The sequence below is a fragment of the Oenococcus oeni genome, from assembly GCF_020510245.1.
GTDB lineage: Bacteria > Bacillota > Bacilli > Lactobacillales > Lactobacillaceae > Oenococcus > Oenococcus oeni.
Genome location: NZ_CP084701.1, coordinates 593,376 through 615,419, shown reverse-complemented (window position 1 = coordinate 615,419; position 22,044 = coordinate 593,376). Strand labels below are relative to the sequence as shown.

Genomic DNA, 22,044 nt, shown 5'->3' with positions numbered 1-22,044 from the left:
ACCCTTTCCGTTCCTTTTTACTTGACTTATACACGTAAACGTGAGTATCATGATAGGCGTAAACACATTAAAAAAAGAAAGAATGACAAGTTTCCCTAACTTTTTAAATTCTTTTTTTGCGTTTATATCTAACGTTCGTTCGGAACATCTTTTATATTACGCTCCTAAACATTAAGTGTCAAAGCATGTAATGAACGTAAACGTTACTTAATAAAATCTTAAAATTTAAGGAAAATTATAAAAATGAACGTTTACGAAAGAATTTCAGAAGTCGCCAGAACCAGAGGAATGACAATAGTTGAACTATCTGAAAAGTCTGGCGTAACTGTCCAAAGTCTTAATAGGTGGAAAAAGCAAGACCCAAAATCAGGCAATTTAGCAAATGTTGCAGATGTTCTTCATGTCTCAGTGGATTACTTGTTGGGGCGTGGAAATTCAGGACAGCTTTCGGCAAAACAACTCACGTTAGCAAACTCTGTTGATCCAAGTGCCACTGATGAACAAATTGAAAAAATTAATGAATATATAGATTTCATACAAAACAAAAAGAAGTGATTTAATGCTACCAACGGAAAAAATAGAAAATGATTATCCTAAATATCATTTCCATTTTATTTCTTTACCTGATGATTTGGATATTGTTTTCCACGGACAAATACGTGGAAACGATATCTATATTAATAAAGATGATCCAATCGAAATTCAGGCAACTACGATGATACATGAAATAAATCACGCGAATTTCGATTCAGGAAATGATCTATCAAACAGGCAATCAATTAAAACTGGCAAAGCAGAATATTTTGCCACAAAGTGGGCACAAAGAGACGTAAGAAAGTACTTATAAAATACATGCCATGCTGGATTTTACGTAAATCCATAGGAAGAGAAACATAAAAGACAAAAGAGAGCACGATTTTTGGAAAGAAAACCTTATTAATGGATTCAGTTAAGGAATAAAAATATGGCTTCAATTAAAAAACGCGGAAAATATTATCAAGCACGAGTATCCTACAGGGATCCAGTTACCGGAGAATTCCGGACCAAAAATAAAAGTGGTTTTCTTAAAACAAAAGATGCACAAATCTGGGTTGGCCAAGTATTATCTGGGAAACAACAAGAAAAAGAACAGCCTGACATACTTTTATCTGATTACTTTGAGAATTGGTACCTCACATATCGTGTCAACCGATCAAATCAAACTATATACCAGTATCGAGACACACTTCACACAATTAAGAAGTATTTGCCCACGATGACTTTGAAATCGTTCACACGATCTAATTTTCAGACATTTATTAATAATTTTGGTAAAGATCACGCTGAAAAAACAGTACAAAAACGCAAGGGTCAAATTTCGGCCGCTTTAAAAGATGCCTTAGCTGAAGAATTGATAATTAAGGATCCTACTATAAGAATTGGTTTAGTGTACAATAATGCAACTAAAGTGCCTATTGAAAATAAATATTTGGAATTGAATGAAGCTGAAAAATTGATAGACCATTGTATAAAGAACCTATCTAGGGGTAATTTTATGATATTAACTGGTCTTCTGTCAGGAGCAAGATTTGGTGAGCTTCGAGCATTAACCGATGCAGATATCGATACCAAAAAACATCTCATCTCTATTACTAAAGCAGTTGATAAATTTACCAATAAGGATAAAGCTCCAAAAACCAAGAATTCGATTAGAGAAATCATAATGCCGGATAAATGGTTTGAAGTTTATAGTGATTTCAAGCATAATGACAAGCGACTTTTTGACATGACATCTAACGGAATCAACAAAGACTTAAAATATTTATGTGAAAAACTAGAAATCAAGCACGTTACGTTTCACGCTTTAAGGCATACACATGCTTCAATGCTATTAGCACATGATATTTCAATGCAATATGTGTCTGGAAGATTAGGACATGCCAATCTTTCGATAACAGAACAGGTATATTCGCATCTTTTAGAAGAAAAGAAAAATCAAGAAGAAATGAAAGCAATGAAGATATTTTAGTGTGCAAAAAGTGTGCAAAGTGTGCAAAGTTTTTATAGAGAATAATAAAAGATTAGCGATCATTAATCATAGCTACAAACACCTATACAAAGGCATTTAAGCAACAAAAAAGCTCTATATCAATCTTTGTCGATATAGAGCTAAAATGCGGGCGATGGGAGTCGAACCCATACGGTATTTCTACCACAGGATCCTTAATCCTGCGCGTCTGCCAATTCCGCCACGTCCGCGAACAAAAAATATTATACTAGAAAAACGGACGAACTGCTTGAAAAAAAGCGAAAAAGAGACAAATTTAGCAATTAAATCAAATAAGAGCATGAATAATCTTATTAAATTTAAAATAAACGAAAAATCGGCTTCTGAGTGTTAGACTAGTTTAAAATTTAAGTAGGAGGAAATTATGATTGAATATCAAATTCGTGGTGAAAATATGAGTACAACGGATGTTATCAATAACTACATCAAGCTTCGCTTGGAAAAACTTAACAATTATATTGATCAAAAAAACAATCCCATAGCTCATATCAATGTTCGGAAATACAATGAAAAAACTTTTAAAATCGAAGTTACAATTCCACTACCGTATCTGACATTACGTGCCGAAGAGACGCAAAGTGATTTCTATAATGCTGTTGACTTGGTTTCCGCCAAACTGCTGCGGCAAATCCGTAAGTTCAAGACAAGGGTTAACCGTAAATCCCGAGAAAGAGGTTTTAAAGGAATCGACTTCAATGAAGCGATTGATCCGGTTCCTTCCGATACGAATGAAGATAAGAAAATCGATGTTATTCGTAGAAAGAACCTGTCATTGAAACCAATGGATATTGAAGAAGCGGTGTTGCAAATGGAAATGCTTGACCATGATTTCTTTTTATTCCTTAACTCCGATACAAACCAATTGGATATCGTCTATAAACGTGATGATGGAAAATATGGCTTAATCGAAACAGAAAATGTTGAAAGTTCCAAGTGAGTGATAATAAAAAACCAGCCCTCGACTGGTTTTTTAATTACTTTAAATGGCGCTCGGACACTAATTTTAGTGTCGCCCCATCGATGCTGCAGCGCATTTTCCGCAAATTTATTCTTCTGTTCCGCAGATATTTATGACACTGAGGGCCATTGCACTCATAAAGATAAAAAGACTTCTGTCTGGTATGAAGCGGTGAATATCTTGGTGCGCCAAGTTTTTTTAATAAAGCCTGAAAATCACGATCGTTTTCGCGATGTAAGCCTTTATGCAAATAAATATAATAATGTGCCAGTTCGTGTTTGACAATTCCCGGAAGATCTTTATCATCAAGTTTCGGATTAATTTCCATATAAATTTTACTTTCCAATATCTGACGACCACTTTTTGGAAACACAACCCGTCCGCCAGTGGAACGCAAGTGATTGTTAAATTTAACAGCGTGCCCGAAAGATAAATGAAAATATGTAGTTGAAAGGCGCTCAACGAGCGCCTTTAATTGACCGTTTGAAATTGCCGTCATAATCAGCCTTGAAGACCTCTCGACATTAAAATTCGATTAACATTACGATTGACCTTATGCATTAAATCATCTTGATCCTTTTCTGATTGAGAAAATTTAGCCAGATCAACCGATTTTTTATCTAAATTCAAAGAATTTGTCATATCTTTCGTCGCATTAACATAATCCTGAAAATAAGCGACAAGATTCATCTTCAGACCGATTAAATGAACCGGTGCCGACAATCCCTTTAAATTATCGACAGCCTGCTGATATTGCTCATTGGCATCCATAAACTCAGCAGCAATATTCTTAAACTTGCTGTCAGAAAGATCAGGCAACTGGTCACTATCCAGAAATTTTTTGAGTTCGCTGTAAGAAGGACTGACTTTCGTATTAATCTGATCGATTTTTTTCAAAAAATCCTGTAGTCCCAAAGCAAATTGTTGTGGTTTAACTGGTTTCATAATTATCTCTTCTTTAAAACAAGGTGCTCGAATAATTTTACTACTTCAACAATTAAAATGATTGAAAAAGAGGCAGCCAAAACAATTAACCACTGACCCAAATTTAAATCGGAAACGTGAAAAATATCGTTTAGACCCGGCAAAAAAACGACAATCGCCATCGAAAGCAAGCTGAACAAAATAGCTCCATTAAAGTATTTATTTGCAAAAGGTCTGATTTTAAAAATCGACTGGTAGACGGATTTAACATTAAAGGCATTAAAAAGCTGCATCAATCCAAGCGTCATAAAAGCCATCGTCAAAGCATCCCGATGAATAAGATTTATATTGCCCGCATGATCCGGATAAGCAATTGCCAAAGCATAAACTGCCAAAACCGTCAGAGCCTGAACGATACCCTGCCAAATGATTGCAATACCAACCCCATCCGACAAAAAGCTGGATGTTTTACCGCGAGGTGGACGATTCATGATACCTGTTTCCGATGGTTCCAGACCAAGTGCGATTGCCGGAAAAGTATCAGTTACCAAATTAATCCAAAGAATCATGACAGGCGCGAAAAGTTCCCATCCCAAGATAGTCATAGTGAACAAGGTCATAACTTCAGCCAAGTTGGAAGAAAGCAAATACTGTAATGCTTTTTGAATATTAGCGAAAACAGTCCGGCCTTCCTTGACTGCATTAACGATCGTAGCAAAATTGTCATCAGCCAGAACCATATCGGAAGCGCCCTTTGAAACCTCTGTCCCGGTAATTCCCATGGCCACACCGATATCGGCTGTTTTCAAAGCCGGAGCATCATTAACACCATCCCCAGTCATCGCGACAACCTTACCGCGTTTTTTCCAGGCATTGACAATTCTGACTTTATGTTCCGGAGCAACACGCGCGTAAACACTATATTGAGTAACACTGTCCTGAAATTTATCATCAGGAATTTGATCCAGCTGGGCTCCAGTGATTACGGCCTCGGGTCCCTGATCGGCAGTCAGAATTCCCAGACGTCTTGCAATTGCGGCAGCCGTGTCCTTATGGTCCCCAGTGATCATAATCGGCCGAATACCCGCCCGGCGAGCTTCTTTAACGGCCTGAGCTACTTCTGGACGTTCCGGATCGATCATCGCGACAAAACCAACAAAAACAAGATCTTTTTCAACTGCCTTGCTCGTTAATTTTCCAGGAACTTCCTTAACATTTTGATAGGCAAATGCCAAGACACGCAAAGCCTGTTTTGCCAATCGATGATTAATTTCTAACAATTTTTGTCGGTTTTCATTTGTTAAAACTGAGACTTTTCCGGAAATTTCAATTTTTGATGTCCGGCGCAGTAACTCGTCGGGTGCACCTTTGACAGTAACAATATATTGGTTGGAATTCTTATTAACGGTTGTCATTAATTTTCGTTCCGAATCAAATGGTATTTCGGCAACTCGCGGCATCCTGTTAAACAAATGATTCAAGTCCTGGCCCTGCTTTTCGTTAAATGAAATAAGAGCAGTTTCAGTTGGGTCGCCCAATAAACCCTCCTCAGTCATTTTTGTATCATTATTCAGGGCCATTACAAGTGCTAATTTTTCGGCAGTTGGATCCTTTTTAATCGGCTGGTCCGCATCTACAACTTGATTACTGACAACATATTTTTCAACGGTCATCTTGTTCTGTGTTAAGGTGCCGGTTTTATCCGAACCGATTATTTCGGTCGATCCCAAGGTTTCAACCGCCGCCAAACGTCTCATTAAAGCATTTTTCTTTGCCAAACGACCGGTGCCCAGCGCCAACGTAATTGTAACAATCGCTGGTAAGCCTTCTGGAATCGCCGCTACAGCAATACTAATTGCTGTCAGCAACATGTTGACCCAGGATTCCGCTCCTTTGATTATTCCAATCACAAAAACAATTATCGAAATAACAAGAATTAAATAAGTCAGACTTTTCCCGAGTTGTTTTAAATTGGCCTGCAGCGGAGTAGCACTCTCTTTTGTCTGCTCCAGCATACTGGCAATATGACCAACCTCGGTTTTCATCCCCGTAGCCACAACTATCCCAACTCCACGCCCATATGTGACGTTTGTGTTCATGAAAACCATATTATGACGATCGCCGAGACTTGGTTTTTTAGACCTTAAAACAGCCGCAGATTTTTCAACCGGAACAGATTCGCCGGTTAAGGCTGCTTCTTCGATTTTTAAAGAATTTGCTTCGATCAAACGCAGATCGGCCGGGACAATGTCACCAGCTTCCATTAAGACAATGTCGCCGGTCACAAGTTCCGTTGCCGGCAATGAAACAACTTTGCCATCACGGCGAACATTGGCATTCGGAGTCGACATCTTTTTTAAAGCTTCAATCGCATCTTCTGCTTTTGATTCCTGGAAGACACCAAAAATTGCATTCAAGACAACGACCAGCAAAATAAAAATCGCATCGACCAACTCGCCAGTCATTGCCGCAATGACGGCTGCAACCGCCAAGATCGCAATCATAAAATCCTTGAATTGATTGATGAATTTCTGCAATAAAGTAGTTCGCTTAGCTTTATTTAAAACATTTGGACCATCTGTTTTTAATTTCTGATTGGCGACGGCTTGGCTGAGGCCTCTACTTTTATCGGAAGCAAATTGGTCAACAACTTCCTTGATATTTTGGTTGTAAAAGTTTTTTTTAGGCAAAATAAAAGACTCCTTCTCTTAAAAAATTAAGATGAGTCTCACTGATTAAGGGTCACCAGAACAATTCGTTCGTGCAACTTGGATTTCCCGCGAACGAAATCGTTCGCCGTTACTCCCTCATTTAATAAGTTCATTATACAGGATAATTGAAGGAACTTTTAGTAAGAAAGGAAAAACAGTATTTAACTAACTTTTTGTCATTATATTGAAATAAAACTGTTACACAGTATCTTTTGCTACGTCTACAATGTTCTCGATGTCTTCAGAGAAAATTGCTATTAAACGTAAATATTTATATGGTGTTGATTTGATGCGGCTTTTGTTTATTCTTGGTGTTTTGATAATTCACACTTCAACCGTTTTTACATATAAATTTCAGGTTGGATCGGCTTCTTTTCTTACGCTGGGATCTTTCCACATGCCAATGCATTTCACAAGAATGGGTTTCATGTTCATCTCCGGGCTGGTCCTGTTTTTAAACTCCTACAATCGGCCGATGCATTTAATCAAGTTTTGGAAACGGCGGTATTTTTGGGTTCTGATACCTTATTTTTTCTGGAATTTTATTTATCATCTGGTCGAACACGATTTTGAAAAAATTTCAACCGGCAATTGGTGGCTGCAATATTGGGATTTATTGATCCATGGCAATGGATACTATATGTATTTTTTAATGGTGATGCTACAACTTTATCTTTGTTACCCATTAATGCGTTTCCTGTTCAAAAAAACCGAAGGTAAACATTTAATCGTCTTTTTCTGCTCAATTGCAATTCAATTATTAATCACAATTTTTACAAAATTTATATTCCCTCATTTAGCAACCGAAAACTGGCCCTACCTATTTAAAAGTTATGGGATGTTCGTCCTCACTTACGAAGGTTATTTCATTGCCGGAGCTTTGGCAGGTATTCACTATTCTGACGTCGAAAAATGGATCGTTTCCCATATAAAACAGCTTTTCATTGCAACTTTAATCGGTATTCCGACAATGGTGCTTTATTATTTTTATAATATTTACATCCTAAAATTGAGTTACAACAAAGCTTACGAAGTTCATCAACCATTAATAGTAGTTTATGCATTGATTGTGATATCAAATATTTTTTACGTTGGTTACCTCTATGATCGTTTCGTAAAAAACAACAAGCACCCAAAATTAATCGCCTTTGTCTCAAAAGCACAAAAAATTGCTTTCGGATTATATCTTACGCAGACAATCGCTTTATCGATTCTGCGTATGATGATAATTCCGATACCAAACGGTTCTTGGTACATCTGGTTGATATGGCCTCTGGCAACGATTTTTGTTATCGGGTTTTCAGGGGCACTGTGCTGGATCCTATACAACACACCAATCGCACACTATGTCATAGGAAGACCTTTAAATAAAAGAGGAACAAATGTCAGAATATAATTCAGATCTAGTTAAAAAAACTTTTTTTGGATTAAAAAAAATCCGAATAAAAAGAAACTATACGATGCCGACTTAAATCTTTGGTTGACTAATGGCCAACTTTTGGAAGCCGTTGATCAGGCGGTCAAAACTTTCAACAAGGCTGGACTTAAAGTCGGAGATTTATTGTTATTGGCTTTACCAAACTCAACCGCTTACGTCATTAGCTATTTAGCGGCGATGCGAACCGGGTTGGCTATTTATTCTATGAATCCGAAAATGCCGGAAAAGCAGGCCAAAAATGAATTCAGAAAAAGAAATTACAAAGCAGCAATTTTAGATGACGATTACCAAGAACTTTTTAATCAGATTGTTAAAAATCCAAAAATTAAAACTCTAAGTAATTACGGCGATTATTCAATTAAATTAACATCTTGGGAGACAATCAAAGCAAATAATGATGTCAATGATTTTGATGAAATTCCCAAACACTCGGGAATCGTTATTTATACTTCCGGAACAACCGGAAAACCGAAAGGTGTTTTATTAGACCATAGCCAAATGTATACAGCCGGCGATAATGTTGTTCAAAGCCATAAGCTAACAGAAAATGATCGTGTTTATATCGTGCTGCCTTTTTACCACATAAATGCCCAAAACATTGCTTTAATGTCGGCTTTAATTTCAGGCGGTTCCATCGTTGTTCAGAAACATTTCTCCGCCCATAAATTCTGGCCGGTTGTCGAAAACCAGGAAGTTACTTGGGTTTCGGCGGCTCCGGCAATTATTTTAATCCTGTTGAACACAGAAATTAATCCAAATAACTTGCAAAAGTTGCGTTTTATACGCTCAACCTCGGCGCCTTTAGCAATTGCAGCAATGGATCAATTCGAGGAACGTTTTAAAGTACCGATCTTAAATTCCTATGGAATGACTGAGGCTCCCAGTCAAATTGCCGTAGATCCAATGCCCCCTCTCCATAGCCCAGCTGGTTCATCAGGCAAACCTTTTAACATCGCGATAAAAATATCTGATAAAAAATTAACCAAGGAATTATCAATTGGAGAAGACGGGGAAATTTGGATCAAGGGTACAAATACAATTACCAGCTATCTCCATAATCGAGACCAGGAATCTTTTGTTAACGGATGGTTTAGAACCGGTGATGTCGGTCATTTGGACAAAGACGGCTTTATTTTTCTCGCTGGAAGAAGCAAGGAAATGATTAACAAGTCCGGCGATAAAATCAGTCCTTATGAAGTTGAAGACATCATAGATAAATTGCCCTTCGTCGATTCGGCGGCAGTAATTGGCTATCCGGACAAAATATACGGAGAGACAGTCGCTGCCGTAATTATTTTAAAAGATTCAACAGACAAAAAAACGGCATTAATTGATTTTGCCAAGCAAATCCGAAAAATAGTTTCCCTGCAAGAAGAGAAATTTAAAGTTCCACAATACATCTTTTTTATGAAGGATATCCCACGGGGAGCGACTGGAAAAATCCAAAGAACTGCATTAAAAAATAAAATAATCGAAAATAAAGAAATAGATAAATATTAAAAAAACATACCTAGCAAAAAGAATTGGCCAGGTATGTTTTTTAATAATATTTGAAACTTTTAAGCCAATTCATATTCGATGAAAAGCTTAATTTTTCATACCTGTTTTTCATAAAAATTACCCAAAGTATGATCAACCTTCCACATTGAAGCAAAAGCTTTTTTATCAGCTGCTTCGATTGCTTCGCGTAATTCATAACGCTCTTCAAGAGTTATAACGGTAAAAATCACGTGTTTGGAATCATGTAAATAGCCACCTTTGGCATCATCGACGACCGTGATACCGCGACGAAGTCGGGACTGAATCTCCTGAATCATTTTATCTTTATTATTAGTGACAATCATAACTTCCATTTGCTGTTGCTGAGTATAAGCAATCGAGGTCATCCAAGCAGAAACAACAATTCCGATAATGGAATAAAAAGCATATTTCCATCCATGTTGGAAACCGGATCCAATCATAATTATTGAATTGAAAGCAACATTTATTGGAAAGACTTTAATATTCCATAAACGTTTCCCAATGATTTCAAAAACGTCCAAGCCACCGGTTGCGACACCGTTTTTTAACGCAAAACCGGTTGCAAATCCGTTCAAAGCCCCTCCAAAAATGGCACACATCAAAGGATCGGAAATTAAAGGTTTTGCCGGTGCAATAATTAAATCAATAAATATAGAAGAACAGGCAATTGCAAAGATCTCAAAAAAAGCCAAACGGCGGCTAATCATGATCCAGGCCAAAATTGTCATTGGTATGTTAACAAGCAAAATAATTACAGGTAGAAGATTGGTTGAAAAAAAGAAACCAACCAATTGGCCTAATCCATTGAAACCACTGGAATATATGTTGCCCGGCTTCCAAAAAAAATTCATGGCAAAGCCAACCAAAACACCATATAAAATCGCCGCCCCTGCCCGAGCGACGATAGCATGTTTCGACAAATAATTTCTCAACTGATCCATCAAACTAGATTATATCCCAGTTATTCAATCGCCCAATGATTAATCGGCCCAAATTTATGGCCGACGCCAATTGTTTTAACAATCGCTTGGTGAGTTGCCTTTTTGGCTATTTCAATAGAATTCTTAACAGTTTCTCCTTTTGCAATCTCAGCCGCGATAACCGCTGAGAAAGTGTCACCCGTTCCATTGATATGGCTTGTATCAATGTACTCTTCACTTAAAAAGTAACCATCGCCATTTTCTAATAAAACATAATCAGAAACCTTTTTTTGTTTGGAACCGATTAAATGTGCACCTTTAATAACGACATTTTTAGCACCGAATTTTTGAATTTTTTCAGCAGCCTCAACCAGCTCATTCTGGTCTTTAAGTTCTGATCCGGTTATCACTTGAGCCTCTGAAAAATTGGGTGTAACAACTTCAGCTAAAGGCAGAAGTCTTTCTCTTAAAGTGTCAATTGCTTCATCCTCGAGCAATTTTGCTCCATGTTTCGTCGTAATAACAGGATCGACAACCAAAGGGCCAAATTGAACCTTTTGATAGTTTTTTACAATATCCAAAATAAGTTCGCTATCGGCCAACATACCGGTTTTAGCAGACTTAATATGAAAATCATCAGCCAGGGCTTTGAACTCTGCATCGATAAAATCTAAAGGAAAGTTGTGTCCTGCACTGATTCCGTATGAATTTCCAGCAACCGCCGCAACAAGAATCGACATACCATAAATATGTCGGGAAAAGAAGGCATGTAAATCAGCTTGTGCGCCAGCTGATCCATCCGAATCCGATCCTGCTATTGTCACAGCTTGAGGAAATGAATTAATTGATATTGCTTCCATGAAATTTATAACCTATTAAAATCCTATTCTTCCTAAATTAATATTTGTTTCCACCATCTAACTCTAAATATTCCATAGCACTCGAGGCAACCAATGCTGCAAGAATATCATCAATATAAACATTGATAGAATCTGTTTTATCATTTAAAACGCCAATCAAGCCGGGCTTTTCGTTATCGAGCCAACCATAATGAACCGTTGCAGCTGCACCGAATTGAGAGGCCAAGCCAATCGCCAAAATTTCATCAACATTGTGGCCATTCGCATCGCGAGAGAGTCTGCCCTTCAAAGGTTCGCTATCCGGCATCGTCTCAGCAGCCTCGTCCATATAAAGCGCTGTAAGAATAATATCATTGACTTCATCTCGTTTTAAAACGATCGACAAAGCTTTAACTATCCGTTCATTCTTAGCTGAAAAATGATAATGTTGCAGCAAAAAATCACTCGTTAATTTATAAATATCATTCAGAGAAACTCCACGTTTAAGAAGCCTTTTAATACTAGCCTGCGCTAGTTTTGAATAATCACTCATGTATAGATAATAACCTTAAAGGGGCAATCTGTCATTTCGCCCTCGTATACCTGCTTAATTATAATGATCGAGTCAGTCGGCAGACAAATCCTGTGAGGATAATTAACACGAATCAAAGCAATCGTTAAAGTCGTAGGCTGGGCAAAAAAACACCCAAACGGGTGAATTGCATCGCATCGACCTAACCTTGCAACAGGCGTTCCTGTAACTACTTTGGGCCCTGACAAGCTTAACTTCTGTGTTCGGAATGGGAACAGGTGTGACCTCATCGGAATTAACACGACACTCAGTACTTGCGCGCTGATAACCGAATAGTAATTTAACACTGTTAATCAAGCAATTGAACCAAACCACTTACTTGGTTAAGTCCTCGACCTATTAGTACTAGTCCGCTCCATGCATCACTACACTTCCACTTCTAGCCTATCTACCTGATCGTCTCTCAGGGGTCTTACTTCTGACGAATGGGAAATCTCATCTCGAGGTTAGTTTCTCACTTAGATGCTTTCAGCGATTATCTAATCCATACGTAGCTACCCAGCGGTGCTCTTGGCAGAACAACTGGTACACCAGAGGTATGTCCATCCCGGTCCTCTCGTACTAAGGACAGATCCTCTCAAATTTCCTGCGCCCACGACGGATAGGGACCGAACTGTCTCACGACGTTCTGAACCCAGCTCGCGTACCGCTTTAATGGGCGAACAGCCCAACCCTTGGGACCGACTACAGCCCCAGGATGCGATGAGCCGACATCGAGGTGCCAAACCTCCCCGTCGATGTGGACTCTTGGGGGAGATGAGCCTGTTATCCCCGGGGTAGCTTTTGTCCGTTGAGCGATGGCCCTTCCATACGGAACCACCGGATCACTAAGTCCTACTTTCGTACCTGCTCGACTTGTCAGTCTCACAGTCAAGCTTGCTTATGCCTTTACACGCTACGAATGATTTCCAACCATTCTGAGCAAACCTTTGAGCGCCTCCGTTATCTTTTAGGAGGCGACCGCCCCAGTCAAACTGCCTGCCAGACACTGTCTTCGATCAGGATAACTGATCAGAGTTAGAACGTTCATACAACAGAGGTAGTATCTCAAGGGTGACTCAATCGAAACTAGCGTTCCGACTTCAAAGTCTCCTACCTATCCTGCACATGCAGCACAAACATTCAATATCAAGCTACAGTAAAGCTCCACGGGGTCTTTCCGTCCTGTCGCGGGTACCCAGCATCTTCACTGGAATTTAAATTTCACCGAGTCTATTGTTGAGACAGCGCCCAAATCATTACGCCTTTCATGCGGGTCGGAACTTACCCGACAAGGAATTTCGCTACCTTAGGACCGTTATAGTTACGGCCGCCGTTCACTGGGGCTTCAATTAAGACCTTCGCCGAAGCTAAGTCCTCCTTTTAACCTTCCAGCACTGGGCAGGCGTCAGCCCCTATACTTCATCTTACGATTTTGCAGAAACCTGTGTTTTTGATAAACAGTTGTTTGGGCCTATTTGCTGCGGCTGGTATAAAACCAGCAGTCCTTCTTCCGAAGTTACGGACTCATTTTGCAGAGTTCCTTAACAATAGTTCACTCGCTCACCTTAGTGTTCTCCACTTGAGTACCTGTGTCGGTTTGCGGTACGGGCAATATTTTCTTCCTACGAAACTTTTTTCAGCAGCGTGAAATCACACAATTTCCAAGTAAACTTGGTACATTCACAGCTTATCCTTAAACATAAAAGCATTTGACTCTTATGAAGACTAACTGTTTAAAACCACATCCAATAGTGGCCTGTGTTATCCTTCTGCGTCCTTCCTTCGGCAATTAAATATCGGTACAGGAATATCAACCTGTTGTCCATCGACTACGCTTTTCAGCCTCGCCTTAGGTCCCGACTAACCCCCCGCGGACGAGCCTTCCGGGGGAAACCTTACTCATTCGGTGGATAGGATTCTCACCTATCTTTCGCTACTCATACCGGAATTCTCACTAGTTAACGCTCCAACATGTCCTTACGGTCATCCTTCATCGCGTTAATTACGCTATCCTACCATGCTTACGCATCCACAGTTTCGGTAATATGCTTAGCCCCGGTACATTATCCGCGCAAGAGCACTCGACTAGTGAGCTATTACGCACTCTTTAAAGGGTGGCTGCTTCTGAGCCAACCTCCTAGTTGTCTATGCACCTTCACAACGTTTTCCACTTAGCATATATTTAGGGACCTTAACTGGTGATCTGGGCTGTTCCCCTTTTGACGATGGATCTTATCACTCACCGTCTGACTCCTGCACATACTTAGCTGGCATTCGGAGTTTATCTGATTTTGGTAACCCTTGAAGGGCCCCTAGACCAAATAGTGCTCTACCTCCAGTAAGCTAATTGCAAGGCTACACCTAAATGTATTTCGGATAGAACCAGCTATCTCCGAGTTCGATTGGAATTTCACCGCTATCCACAGTTCATCAAAGGGTTTTTTAACACCCACTTGTTCGGTCCTCCAGTAGGTATTACCCCACCTTCAACCTGACCATGGATAGGTCACTCGGTTTCGGGTCTACAACTACGTACTGATTCGCCCTATTAAGACTCGCTTTCGCTACGGCTCCAGTCTTTGCACCTTAACCTTGCACGCAATCGTAACTCTCCGGTTCATTCTACAAAAAGCACGCTCTCAGCCATTAACGGCCTCGAACTTCTTGTAAGCACACGGTTTCAAGAACTATTTCACTCCCCTTCCGGGGTTCTTTTCACCTTTCCCTCACGGTACTTGTTCGCTATCGGTCACTAGTTAGTATTTAGCCTTGGGAGATGGTCCTCCCAGATTCCGACCCAATTTCACGTGCTGGGCCGTACTCAGGATCCTGATTAGAGAGTACAAGATTTCGCATACGGGCCTGTCACCCTCTTTGGAACAGCTTCCCAACTGTTTCTGCTATCTTATACCTTTGTAACTCAACATCAGTCCTACAACCCCTGGATGCAAGCATCCAGGTTTGGGCTCTTCCGCGTTCGCTCGCCGCTACTGACGGAATCGAAATTTCTTTACTTTCCTACTGCTACTTAGATGTTTCAGTTCACAGCGTTTGCTTCATCTAATCTATGAATTCAAAAAGATGATGATCATTAAGATCGGGTTGCCCCATTCGGAAACCCCCGGGTAAGCTTACTTACAGCTAACCGAGGCATATCGTAGTTAGTCACGTCCTTCATCGCCTTCTAGTGCCAAGGCATCCACCATGCGCCCTTATTAACTTAACCTATCGATTAAAAATCGACGATTAACTAATAAATTATTTATGAGATCTATCTCTAGATTTTATTAGCGGTAACTTTTCAGTTACTTTTATCGAAGTGAATTTCTCGGTTCAATTTACCTGATGTCTCGATGTCGTAAGAGACATCAGGATTTTAATTAACAAGAAATTAAATTACTATTCAGTTATCAATGTGCAATTGGCAAAAAAATGCCAATGGAGAATATCGGGTTCGAACCGATGACCCCCTGCTTGCAAAGCAGGTGCTCTCCCAGCTGAGCTAATTCCCCAGTTGCTTGTGTTTTCAGGGCGGCGCTCTGAAAACCGAACAGAACTCAAACAAACAAACCTTGATATTTAAATCAGTGTAGTATTCCGATTATCCTTAGAAAGGAGGTGATCCAGCCGCAGGTTCTCCTACGGCTACCTTGTTACGACTTAATCCCAGTCATCGATTTTACCTTAGGCACCGGCCTCTAAAAGTTAGCCAAGCGACTTTGGGTACTTCCGACTCCCATGATTTGACGGGCGGTGTGTACAAGACCCGGGAACGTATTCACCGCGACATGCTGATTCGCGATTACTAGCGATTCCGCCTTCGTGGAGTCGAGTTGCAGACTCCAGTCCGAACTGAGAGAAGTTTTAAGAGATTAGCTTACCGTCGCCGGTTTGCGACTCGTTGTACTTCCCATTGTAGCACGTGTGTTGCCCAGGTCATAAGGGGCATGATGATCTGACGTCGTCCCCACCTTCCTCCGGTTTATCACCGGCAGTCTCATTAGAGTGCCCAACTAAATGCTGGCAACTAATAACAAGGGTTGCGCTCGTTGCGGGACTTAACCCAACATCTCACGACACGAGCTGACGACGACCATGCACCACCTGTATCCAATGTTCCGAAGAAAAGCTTTCATTACAAAAGCGATCATTGGTATGTCAAGACCTGGTAAGGTTTTTCGCGTATCTTCGAATTAAACCACATGCTCCACCGCTTGTGCGGGTCCCCGTCAATTCCTTTAAGTTTTAGCCTTGCGGCCGTACTCCTCAGGCGGGGTGCTTAATGCGTTTGCTACGTCACTAGGAGGCGGAAACCTCTTAACAACTAGCACCCATCGTTTACGGTATGGACTACCGGGGTATCTAATCCCGTTTGCTACCCATACTTTCGAGCCTCAACGTCAGTTACGATCTAGCAAGCCGCTTTCGCCACTGGTGTTCTTCCACATATCTACGCATTTCACCGCTACACATGGAGTTCCACTTGCCTCTATCGCACTCAAGTAAATCAGTTTCCAATGCAGTTCCGAGGTTGGGCCTCGGGATTTCACATCAGACTTAATAAACCGTCTGCGCTCGCTTTACGCCCAATAAATCCGGATAACGCTCGGGACATACGTATTACCGCGGCTGCTGGCACGTATTTAGCCATCCCTTTCTGGTAAGGTACCGTCAAGCTGAAAACTTTCTCTGAATTCAGTTATTCTTCCCTTACAACAGTGCTTTACGACCCGAAAGCCTTCATCACACACGCGGCGTCGCTCCGTCACACTTTCGTGCATTGCGGAAAATTCCCTACTGCAGCCTCCCGTAGGAGTTTGGGCAGTGTCTCAGTCCCAATGTGGCCGGCCAGTCTCTCAACTCGGCTACGCATCATTGCCTTGGTAGGCTTCTACCCTACCAACAAGCTAATACGCCGCAAGACCATCCTCTAGCGATCCAAAAGGACCTTTCAAACAGATCACATGTGTGATTTGTTGTTACGCGGTATTAGCATCTGTTTCCAAATGTTATCCCCCACTAAAGGGCAGGTTTCTTACGTGTTACTCACCAGTTCGCCACTCTAGTCATTGCCTCACTTCACCCGAAGGATCAATTCAGCGGCTAGCGTACGACTTGCATGTATTAGGCACGCCACCAGCGTTCATCCTGAGCCAGGATCAAACTCTCAATTTAAAAAGTTTGAACTTAGCGTTCATAATGAATTACTGACTGTTTGTTTTACCAAACGTTGTTACGTAATTTATTGTTTTTGTATTACGAATTGACTTCGCAAATTAATTAATTTGTTCATATCTATTTGCATAAATATGAATCCCTACACAATTTGTTTGTCTTTGTTCTGTTCAGTTTTCAAAGTGCTGCGTCACTTCAAAAGCAACCTTTATATCGTGCCAGAGAAGCAAGCGAATGTCAAGACTTTTTCAACAATTTCTTGAGAAAAGAAATCTTTTAAGTCCGCCGCGCTCCCTGAGCTGACTTAAATATATTACAGCCATTTAAACCGAAGGTCAATAGGAAAATGAAAAAAAATATAAAAACCCGCTGAAGATTCAGCGGGTAGGGAAAAAGTTATTTAGAAGAAGATGCACTAGATGATGAAGAACTGCTGGAAGCCGGTTCAACCGAAGCAGAAGAACTATCAGAAGACGACTTCTCCTTAGCTTTCTCTTCTTTAACTTTTTCATAGTATTTTTTTATTTTAGATTGGGACTTCAGCATAAGTTCACTGGTTTTATAGAGCGATGCCAAAGACTTGCCCTTATTTTTGGCATCCAAAGAACTTGGATTCGAAGTTAAGGCCTTCTTTAAACGAGCAAGTGTGCTGCTCGTTGTATAACTATAGTTTTTCTTAATTACGGTCTTAAAATTCATTCGATGGTAAAAACGCAGTAAATCTCCGGTAACAACTTCATCGGAATACTTAAGCTGATCGTCGACATATTCTTGAGTCTTATCGATAAATTTTTTCATTGATTTGGAGGCGGTTTTATATTTTATCGATTTTCCAGTCTGTGTGTTCCAATACGTACCATTCATTTTGATTACGGTCGGCGTAACAAAATCTCCATTCCTGAAACTGACAATCTGGCGACGCTTAGTTGAAAGAAGGTCGCTCCCGAATTGAACAGAGTTGGTGTTCTGGACTCCCAACAGATCAAGCAAAGTTGGCAGAACATCGATTTCTCCGCCATAAGTGTGGTCTATTCCCCCTTTTAAATTACTGGCGTGAATCATAAAAGGAACTTTTTGAAATTGAGCTAGATCATAATTGGTGATTTTTTTCTTTTTTAATAATTGAGCAATCGCTGCTTCGTGATTTTCCGAAATTCCATAATGATCCCCATAAACATAAATTACACTGTTGTCATAAAGGCCACTGGCCTTAAGCCAAGCGATAAATTCGCCAAAAGCTGAATCCAAATAATGAGCAGTCTGGACATAATGGTCAACGGTCTTATCGCCTGTCGTTGTAGCCGGAAATTGGCTAGATATCTCCTTATTAGTCTCGTAGGGGTAATGGTTGGTAACAGTTATAACTTTTGCGTAGAAAGGTTGCGGCAATTCAGCGATATATTTCGATGCATCTTTCAAGAAAATTTTATCCAGCATTCCGTAACCGACATTGTAAGTCGACTTAGAAGCATTCGAATAAAAATTCTTACTGAAAAAATAATCATAACCCCATGATTTATATGTATTATCACGATTCCAAAAAGACGGTACATCCCCGTGGAATGCTGCTGTCGTATATCCTAATTGATTTAAGATCGCTGGAGCCGACTGGAAAGTATTGCTTGTCCCATATTCAACCATCGCCGAACCAGAGGACAAACCAAATAGAGAGTTATCCAACATCATCTCGGCATCAGAAGTTTTCCCTTGGCCTACTTGATTATAAAAATTATCGAAAGACAAGGTATGCGAATCGTGATAGAACTTATTAAGATTCGGCGTGACTTCTTTTCCATCGACTTTATAATCTATTAAAAACTGCTGAAAAGATTCCAAATGGAAAACAAAGACATTTTTCCCTTTATCGACGCCATAATATTTCACATTTACCGGCGCACGATTAGAATTGATCCACTTTAGAATCGGCTTCAATTCAGCTGCACTGGCTTTTTTTCGGCTAACAGCCTGGTTACGGGTCTGTACAGCATTAAAAGCCGCATATTCATTCAATCCTAAATATTTAACAATATAGTTAGTATCAAAAGAACGAGTCAACAAACCTGAACGATTGGAATTTGCCAGACCAAAAACAACAAAAATAAGTACAAAACCGAGTGTTGAAGTCAAAACAGCATATCTTCTTTGCAAGCCTTTTTTATCAGAGGTAATTTGCCGGAAAAGAAGAAGAAGGATTAGAACAATAATATCCAAAAAAACAAGAAAATCGCTCAAACGAATGATACCGGCAATCGATTTTCCTAGATTTTCGCTAACTGAAGAACCGGAAGACATAATTGAAAAAGACAAAAAATCACTGAATTCGCGGTAATAAAGCATATTGGCAAATAACCACAAAGTCTGAATGAGATTCATCAAAATCATCAGCCAATAGGCCAAATAACCGCGAAAATATAAAGCAATACTCAAAAATAAAATCGCCGTTGGCAAAGGATTAAGAACGGAAATCAAAACCTGCATCATTCCTTTAATGCCAAGATTAAAATTAATGTAATATTCTATAACCGTTTTCAATTCAATAAAAAACAGGTTGATCAAAAAAAACGCGACGATTGGTCGAACCTGGTGGTTACTTAAAAAATTCTTTATTTGTTCAAATTTATGTCTAATCATTAAAAAGTCAACTTCAAATCACGGAGAATTTCGTAGATATCAATAGCAACTAAATCGATATTATCAAATTTAAAAACATGATTATCTCGAAACTCCTTAATAGTAAAAATATTCGTTCGACGATCAAAACTCACTCTAGCTAGATTTAACCCATAAAGATCAAAATTTCGAACTTGCACTTCTTGTCCGCTCTGATCCTTAACCATTGCTTCAAGACGGTTAATAATTGGAGTAATTTCCGATTCAGTTTTCGACATGATCTTTTTCATCAAGCTGATTCGGTATTACATTATACGCTATCAAACCAGTGAAGATGCCAAAATAATAAGTTATTATTCGCCAAACCAGCATTGCAAAAATGGTGACTGTATGGTTTGGCAGGAAACTGGAAAAAAGTAGCGAGAAGCCTATTTCCGCGCCACCAGTGCCACCAGGAACGGGAAAAATAGAAATTGCCAAAGTCAGGATAACGTTTAAAACAACAATGAACATCGGATCGGCATTATCGGCTCCAACGGCTAGGAGAATAAAGTAGGGAATCAAATAATAGACGAAGAGCTGTATTAAAGTAACAAGCGAAACCTTAATCAATTTTTTCGGATCGTTCGCCAACTTTTTGGAAACATCATGAAACTCGATAATTTTTTGGTTAAGTTTCCTATCAATTCCATCAACTTGCTGATCGGTCAGAAACCAGTGAAATGGTATCAAAACAATATTTGCAATTTTCTCCGTAATTGGCGGAAAAAACATAATAAATATGAGAACCAGCAAAACAAGTGCGTGAATAACGATGCCAAAGACAACCAGACTTGTCATTGCCAACATATGATTAGCAACATACTGGTATCCAAACAACAAGCAGATAAAAAATGCTATCACAATCATCGATTGATAAATAACGAATTTCATCAAGGAGACTGAGCTGCCCTCCCCAAGAGAAACACCAGCCTGGCGCAGACCAAGAATTTGCATCGGCTGCCCGCCAACCGAAAAAGGAGTAATTCCATTGCCAAACTGTTCCATAAAAGGAGTTCGTAAAATTCCCCAAAAACTGACTTTAGTTGGTTCCAAAAGAATTTTTAAGATCCAAGCCATTGAAAGATAATAAAAAATAATCAATACAAAAGCGACCAGAAGCCAACCGTAATTAGTTTGAGAAATTTGTTCTCTAAACTCCCTAATATTCACTTTATGGAAACTATAAATAAAAGCCAAAGCGCCGATAAAAAGCGTAAAAAACATCCAAAAAACCCGTTGTTTAGTATTCATCTACTCTCCTGACTTGGCAAAGACAAAGCTTCTTCATAAGCTTTTTTTAATTGCGGCCCAATCAACGAAACATCCCGCTTTAAAGCAACTTCGTGCCCTGCTTTTGATACATTCTTAACTTTCCCAGCCAAAATTTCGTTTAAGCGTTTATCAAATTCATCCAGATTAGACGCTTTATAACAATCAAATCCATCATGAAGCCAGTCGTTATAAACAGGAATATCGCGAACGAGGACCTTTTGTGAGCTGGCCAAAGCCTCAAGAACAACAATCCCTTCGGTTTCTTCATAGCTGGGATATAAAAACAGGTCGGCGCCGGAATAAGCTCCCTGCAAAACATCTCCAGTAATATATCCAGCAAAAACACAATTATCAGGATGGTCTTTTTTTACGGTTTCCCTGATTTTTTTTGGAATAATCCGTAAATCGGTATAACCAAACCATACAAAAAGATGCTCGGGATTTCTCCTTGCCAATTCAACAAAATCCATAATCCCTTTTCTTTGAAAATAAAGGCCAACAGAAATAATTATTTTTCTTTTATCATTTTCCTTTAAATTCAAAAACTGACGGAACTTAATAATTTTAGACTTGTTTCGACGATAAGAGGAAACCCGTACGCCATTCGATATTGGAACAATCGGCTGTTTTAATCCATAAGACCGTAATAGAGATTTAGCATAAGGCGTTGGCGTAATAATTAAATCAGCCTGCCGATAAGCTTTAATCAGATGCTTTTTAAAGGGTTTGGAAAGAAAATTCGATCCAATAAAAGAATTGCGAAAATCTTCATAAGTCGAATGAGCGTGATAAACAACCTTTCGATTCTGTAAACGAGCCTTGGCCACCATTGCCAAGGATTTAGGCCCATAAGTGTTAACGTCAATCAGGTCGTAATCTTTAGAAAAAGGGCTAGTGTCAAGAACTATATCCGTATAAGAGAGTTCCTCCTGCTGCAAACGTTGAGCGTGTCCAATCCCGGAACGACTGATTAAACCCGGGTTTTCAAAATACTGCAATACTTTCATTCAATT

Annotated in this window: 16 protein-coding genes, 2 tRNA genes and 3 rRNA genes; 6 read left to right on the top strand and 15 right to left on the bottom strand. The window is 39.6% G+C overall.

Annotated features, from left to right (window positions below; translation table 11 throughout):
• Positions 1-243: 243 nt before the first annotated feature.
• From J3U91_RS03205 to J3U91_RS03195, 3 genes are all read left to right on the top strand, one after another.
• Entirely contained in the window at positions 244-555 is a 312-nt protein-coding gene (locus J3U91_RS03205) for a helix-turn-helix domain-containing protein (RefSeq protein ID WP_002819896.1), read from the top strand.
• Between the two features lie 4 nt (positions 556-559).
• The gene (locus J3U91_RS03200) at positions 560-847 is read left to right on the top strand and encodes a M78 family metallopeptidase domain-containing protein (protein WP_002819897.1); all 288 of its coding nucleotides are present in this window, start codon (positions 560-562) and stop codon (positions 845-847) included.
• A gap of 117 nt (positions 848-964) precedes the next feature.
• Positions 965-2,008, top strand: a complete 1,044-nt coding sequence (locus tag J3U91_RS03195) for a tyrosine-type recombinase/integrase (RefSeq protein WP_002819899.1) — start codon at positions 965-967, stop codon at positions 2,006-2,008.
• A 146-nt stretch (positions 2,009-2,154) separates the two neighbouring features.
• On the opposite strand, the gene J3U91_RS03190 is transcribed toward J3U91_RS03195, so the two are convergent.
• Positions 2,155-2,238: transfer RNA gene (locus tag J3U91_RS03190), tRNA-Leu, on the bottom strand.
• Between the two features lie 173 nt (positions 2,239-2,411).
• Here J3U91_RS03190 and hpf point away from each other — a divergent pair.
• Positions 2,412-2,984, top strand: a complete 573-nt coding sequence (hpf, locus tag J3U91_RS03185) for a ribosome hibernation-promoting factor, HPF/YfiA family (RefSeq protein ID WP_002819266.1) — start codon at positions 2,412-2,414, stop codon at positions 2,982-2,984.
• A gap of 37 nt (positions 2,985-3,021) precedes the next feature.
• Here the strand turns inward: hpf and J3U91_RS03180 are convergent, their stop codons facing one another.
• The 3 genes from J3U91_RS03180 to J3U91_RS03170 are packed head-to-tail and all read right to left on the bottom strand — an operon-like array spanning position 3,022 to position 6,619.
• Positions 3,022-3,504: a SprT family protein gene (locus J3U91_RS03180; RefSeq protein ID WP_002819267.1), complete on the bottom strand. Its 483-nt coding sequence runs from the start codon at positions 3,502-3,504 to the stop codon at positions 3,022-3,024.
• Positions 3,505-3,506: 2 nt separating this feature from the next.
• Positions 3,507-3,950 carry a hypothetical protein gene (locus J3U91_RS03175; protein WP_002816552.1) on the bottom strand — a complete coding sequence of 148 codons (444 nt, stop codon included), beginning with the start codon at positions 3,948-3,950 and terminating at the stop codon, positions 3,507-3,509.
• Positions 3,951-3,952: 2 nt separating this feature from the next.
• Positions 3,953-6,619, bottom strand: a complete 2,667-nt coding sequence (locus J3U91_RS03170) for a cation-translocating P-type ATPase (RefSeq protein ID WP_002819269.1) — start codon at positions 6,617-6,619, stop codon at positions 3,953-3,955.
• A 247-nt stretch (positions 6,620-6,866) separates the two neighbouring features.
• Here J3U91_RS03170 and J3U91_RS03165 point away from each other — a divergent pair, with 247 nt between their 5' ends.
• Together J3U91_RS03165 and J3U91_RS03160 are read left to right on the top strand one after the other, a co-directional pair.
• Positions 6,867-8,036 carry an acyltransferase gene (locus tag J3U91_RS03165; RefSeq protein WP_002819271.1) on the top strand — a complete coding sequence of 390 codons (1,170 nt, stop codon included), beginning with the start codon at positions 6,867-6,869 and terminating at the stop codon, positions 8,034-8,036.
• A gap of 84 nt (positions 8,037-8,120) precedes the next feature.
• Complete coding sequence (locus J3U91_RS03160) at positions 8,121-9,578, top strand: AMP-binding protein (RefSeq protein WP_002819272.1); 1,458 nt, start codon at positions 8,121-8,123, stop codon at positions 9,576-9,578.
• A 95-nt stretch (positions 9,579-9,673) separates the two neighbouring features.
• On the opposite strand, the gene J3U91_RS03155 is transcribed toward J3U91_RS03160, so the two are convergent.
• From J3U91_RS03155 to J3U91_RS03105, 11 genes are all read right to left on the bottom strand, one after another.
• A complete protein-coding gene (locus J3U91_RS03155; RefSeq protein WP_002820364.1) occupies positions 9,674-10,540 on the bottom strand; it encodes a YitT family protein in 867 nt (288 codons plus the stop codon).
• Positions 10,541-10,560: 20 nt separating this feature from the next.
• Positions 10,561-11,379 carry a bifunctional hydroxymethylpyrimidine kinase/phosphomethylpyrimidine kinase gene (gene thiD, locus J3U91_RS03150; RefSeq protein WP_002820366.1) on the bottom strand — a complete coding sequence of 273 codons (819 nt, stop codon included), beginning with the start codon at positions 11,377-11,379 and terminating at the stop codon, positions 10,561-10,563.
• Positions 11,380-11,416: 37 nt separating this feature from the next.
• Positions 11,417-11,911 (bottom strand): phosphatidylglycerophosphatase A family protein, encoded by a 495-nt coding sequence (locus J3U91_RS03145; protein ID WP_002820367.1) that lies wholly within the window; start codon positions 11,909-11,911, stop codon positions 11,417-11,419.
• Between the two features lie 168 nt (positions 11,912-12,079).
• Positions 12,080-12,196: ribosomal RNA gene (rrf, locus tag J3U91_RS03140) — 5S ribosomal RNA — on the bottom strand.
• A 73-nt stretch (positions 12,197-12,269) separates the two neighbouring features.
• Positions 12,270-15,158: ribosomal RNA gene (locus J3U91_RS03135) — 23S ribosomal RNA — on the bottom strand.
• Between the two features lie 213 nt (positions 15,159-15,371).
• Positions 15,372-15,444: transfer RNA gene (locus tag J3U91_RS03130), tRNA-Ala, on the bottom strand.
• A 99-nt stretch (positions 15,445-15,543) separates the two neighbouring features.
• A 16S ribosomal RNA gene (locus J3U91_RS03125) occupies positions 15,544-17,107 on the bottom strand.
• The 16S, 23S and 5S rRNA genes sit together here with 1 tRNA gene alongside, the layout of an rRNA operon.
• A gap of 396 nt (positions 17,108-17,503) precedes the next feature.
• Positions 17,504-19,738 carry an LTA synthase family protein gene (locus tag J3U91_RS03120; protein ID WP_002818514.1) on the bottom strand — a complete coding sequence of 745 codons (2,235 nt, stop codon included), beginning with the start codon at positions 19,736-19,738 and terminating at the stop codon, positions 17,504-17,506.
• Entirely contained in the window at positions 19,738-19,995 is a 258-nt protein-coding gene (locus J3U91_RS03115; protein WP_002818513.1) for a YkuJ family protein, read from the bottom strand. Before J3U91_RS03115 ends, J3U91_RS03120 begins: the two co-directional genes overlap by 1 nt.
• The gene (locus J3U91_RS03110; protein ID WP_002818512.1) at positions 19,982-21,010 is read right to left on the bottom strand and encodes a lysylphosphatidylglycerol synthase transmembrane domain-containing protein; all 1,029 of its coding nucleotides are present in this window, start codon (positions 21,008-21,010) and stop codon (positions 19,982-19,984) included. The genes J3U91_RS03115 and J3U91_RS03110 overlap by 14 nt, the downstream gene beginning before the upstream one ends.
• On the bottom strand, positions 21,007-22,038 hold the full coding sequence (locus J3U91_RS03105; RefSeq protein WP_002816498.1) for an LTA glycolipid anchor biosynthesis glycosyltransferase, IagA/BgsA family: 1,032 nt from the start codon (positions 22,036-22,038) through the stop codon (positions 21,007-21,009). The genes J3U91_RS03110 and J3U91_RS03105 overlap by 4 nt, the downstream gene beginning before the upstream one ends.
• Positions 22,039-22,044 lie beyond the last annotated feature (6 nt).

What these genes read in the sequence shown, in the direction of transcription:
- J3U91_RS03175 (WP_002816552.1), bottom strand. Translation starts at nt 3,950, where the DNA reads ATGAAACCAGTTAAACCACAACAATTTGCTTTGGGACTACAGGATTTT.
- J3U91_RS03165 (WP_002819271.1), top strand. Translation starts at nt 6,867, where the DNA reads ATGTTCTCGATGTCTTCAGAGAAAATTGCTATTAAACGTAAATATTTA.
- J3U91_RS03155 (WP_002820364.1), bottom strand. Translation starts at nt 10,540, where the DNA reads ATGGATCAGTTGAGAAATTATTTGTCGAAACATGCTATCGTCGCTCGG.
- J3U91_RS03120 (WP_002818514.1), bottom strand. Translation starts at nt 19,738, where the DNA reads ATGATTAGACATAAATTTGAACAAATAAAGAATTTTTTAAGTAACCAC.
- J3U91_RS03200 (WP_002819897.1), top strand. Translation starts at nt 560, where the DNA reads ATGCTACCAACGGAAAAAATAGAAAATGATTATCCTAAATATCATTTC.
- J3U91_RS03145 (WP_002820367.1), bottom strand. Translation starts at nt 11,911, where the DNA reads ATGAGTGATTATTCAAAACTAGCGCAGGCTAGTATTAAAAGGCTTCTT.
- thiD (WP_002820366.1), bottom strand. Translation starts at nt 11,379, where the DNA reads ATGGAAGCAATATCAATTAATTCATTTCCTCAAGCTGTGACAATAGCA.
- J3U91_RS03110 (WP_002818512.1), bottom strand. Translation starts at nt 21,010, where the DNA reads ATGAATACTAAACAACGGGTTTTTTGGATGTTTTTTACGCTTTTTATC.
- hpf (WP_002819266.1), top strand. Translation starts at nt 2,412, where the DNA reads ATGATTGAATATCAAATTCGTGGTGAAAATATGAGTACAACGGATGTT.
- J3U91_RS03205 (WP_002819896.1), top strand. Translation starts at nt 244, where the DNA reads ATGAACGTTTACGAAAGAATTTCAGAAGTCGCCAGAACCAGAGGAATG.
- J3U91_RS03115 (WP_002818513.1), bottom strand. Translation starts at nt 19,995, where the DNA reads ATGTCGAAAACTGAATCGGAAATTACTCCAATTATTAACCGTCTTGAA.
- J3U91_RS03105 (WP_002816498.1), bottom strand. Translation starts at nt 22,038, where the DNA reads ATGAAAGTATTGCAGTATTTTGAAAACCCGGGTTTAATCAGTCGTTCC.
- J3U91_RS03195 (WP_002819899.1), top strand. Translation starts at nt 965, where the DNA reads ATGGCTTCAATTAAAAAACGCGGAAAATATTATCAAGCACGAGTATCC.
- J3U91_RS03180 (WP_002819267.1), bottom strand. Translation starts at nt 3,504, where the DNA reads ATGACGGCAATTTCAAACGGTCAATTAAAGGCGCTCGTTGAGCGCCTT.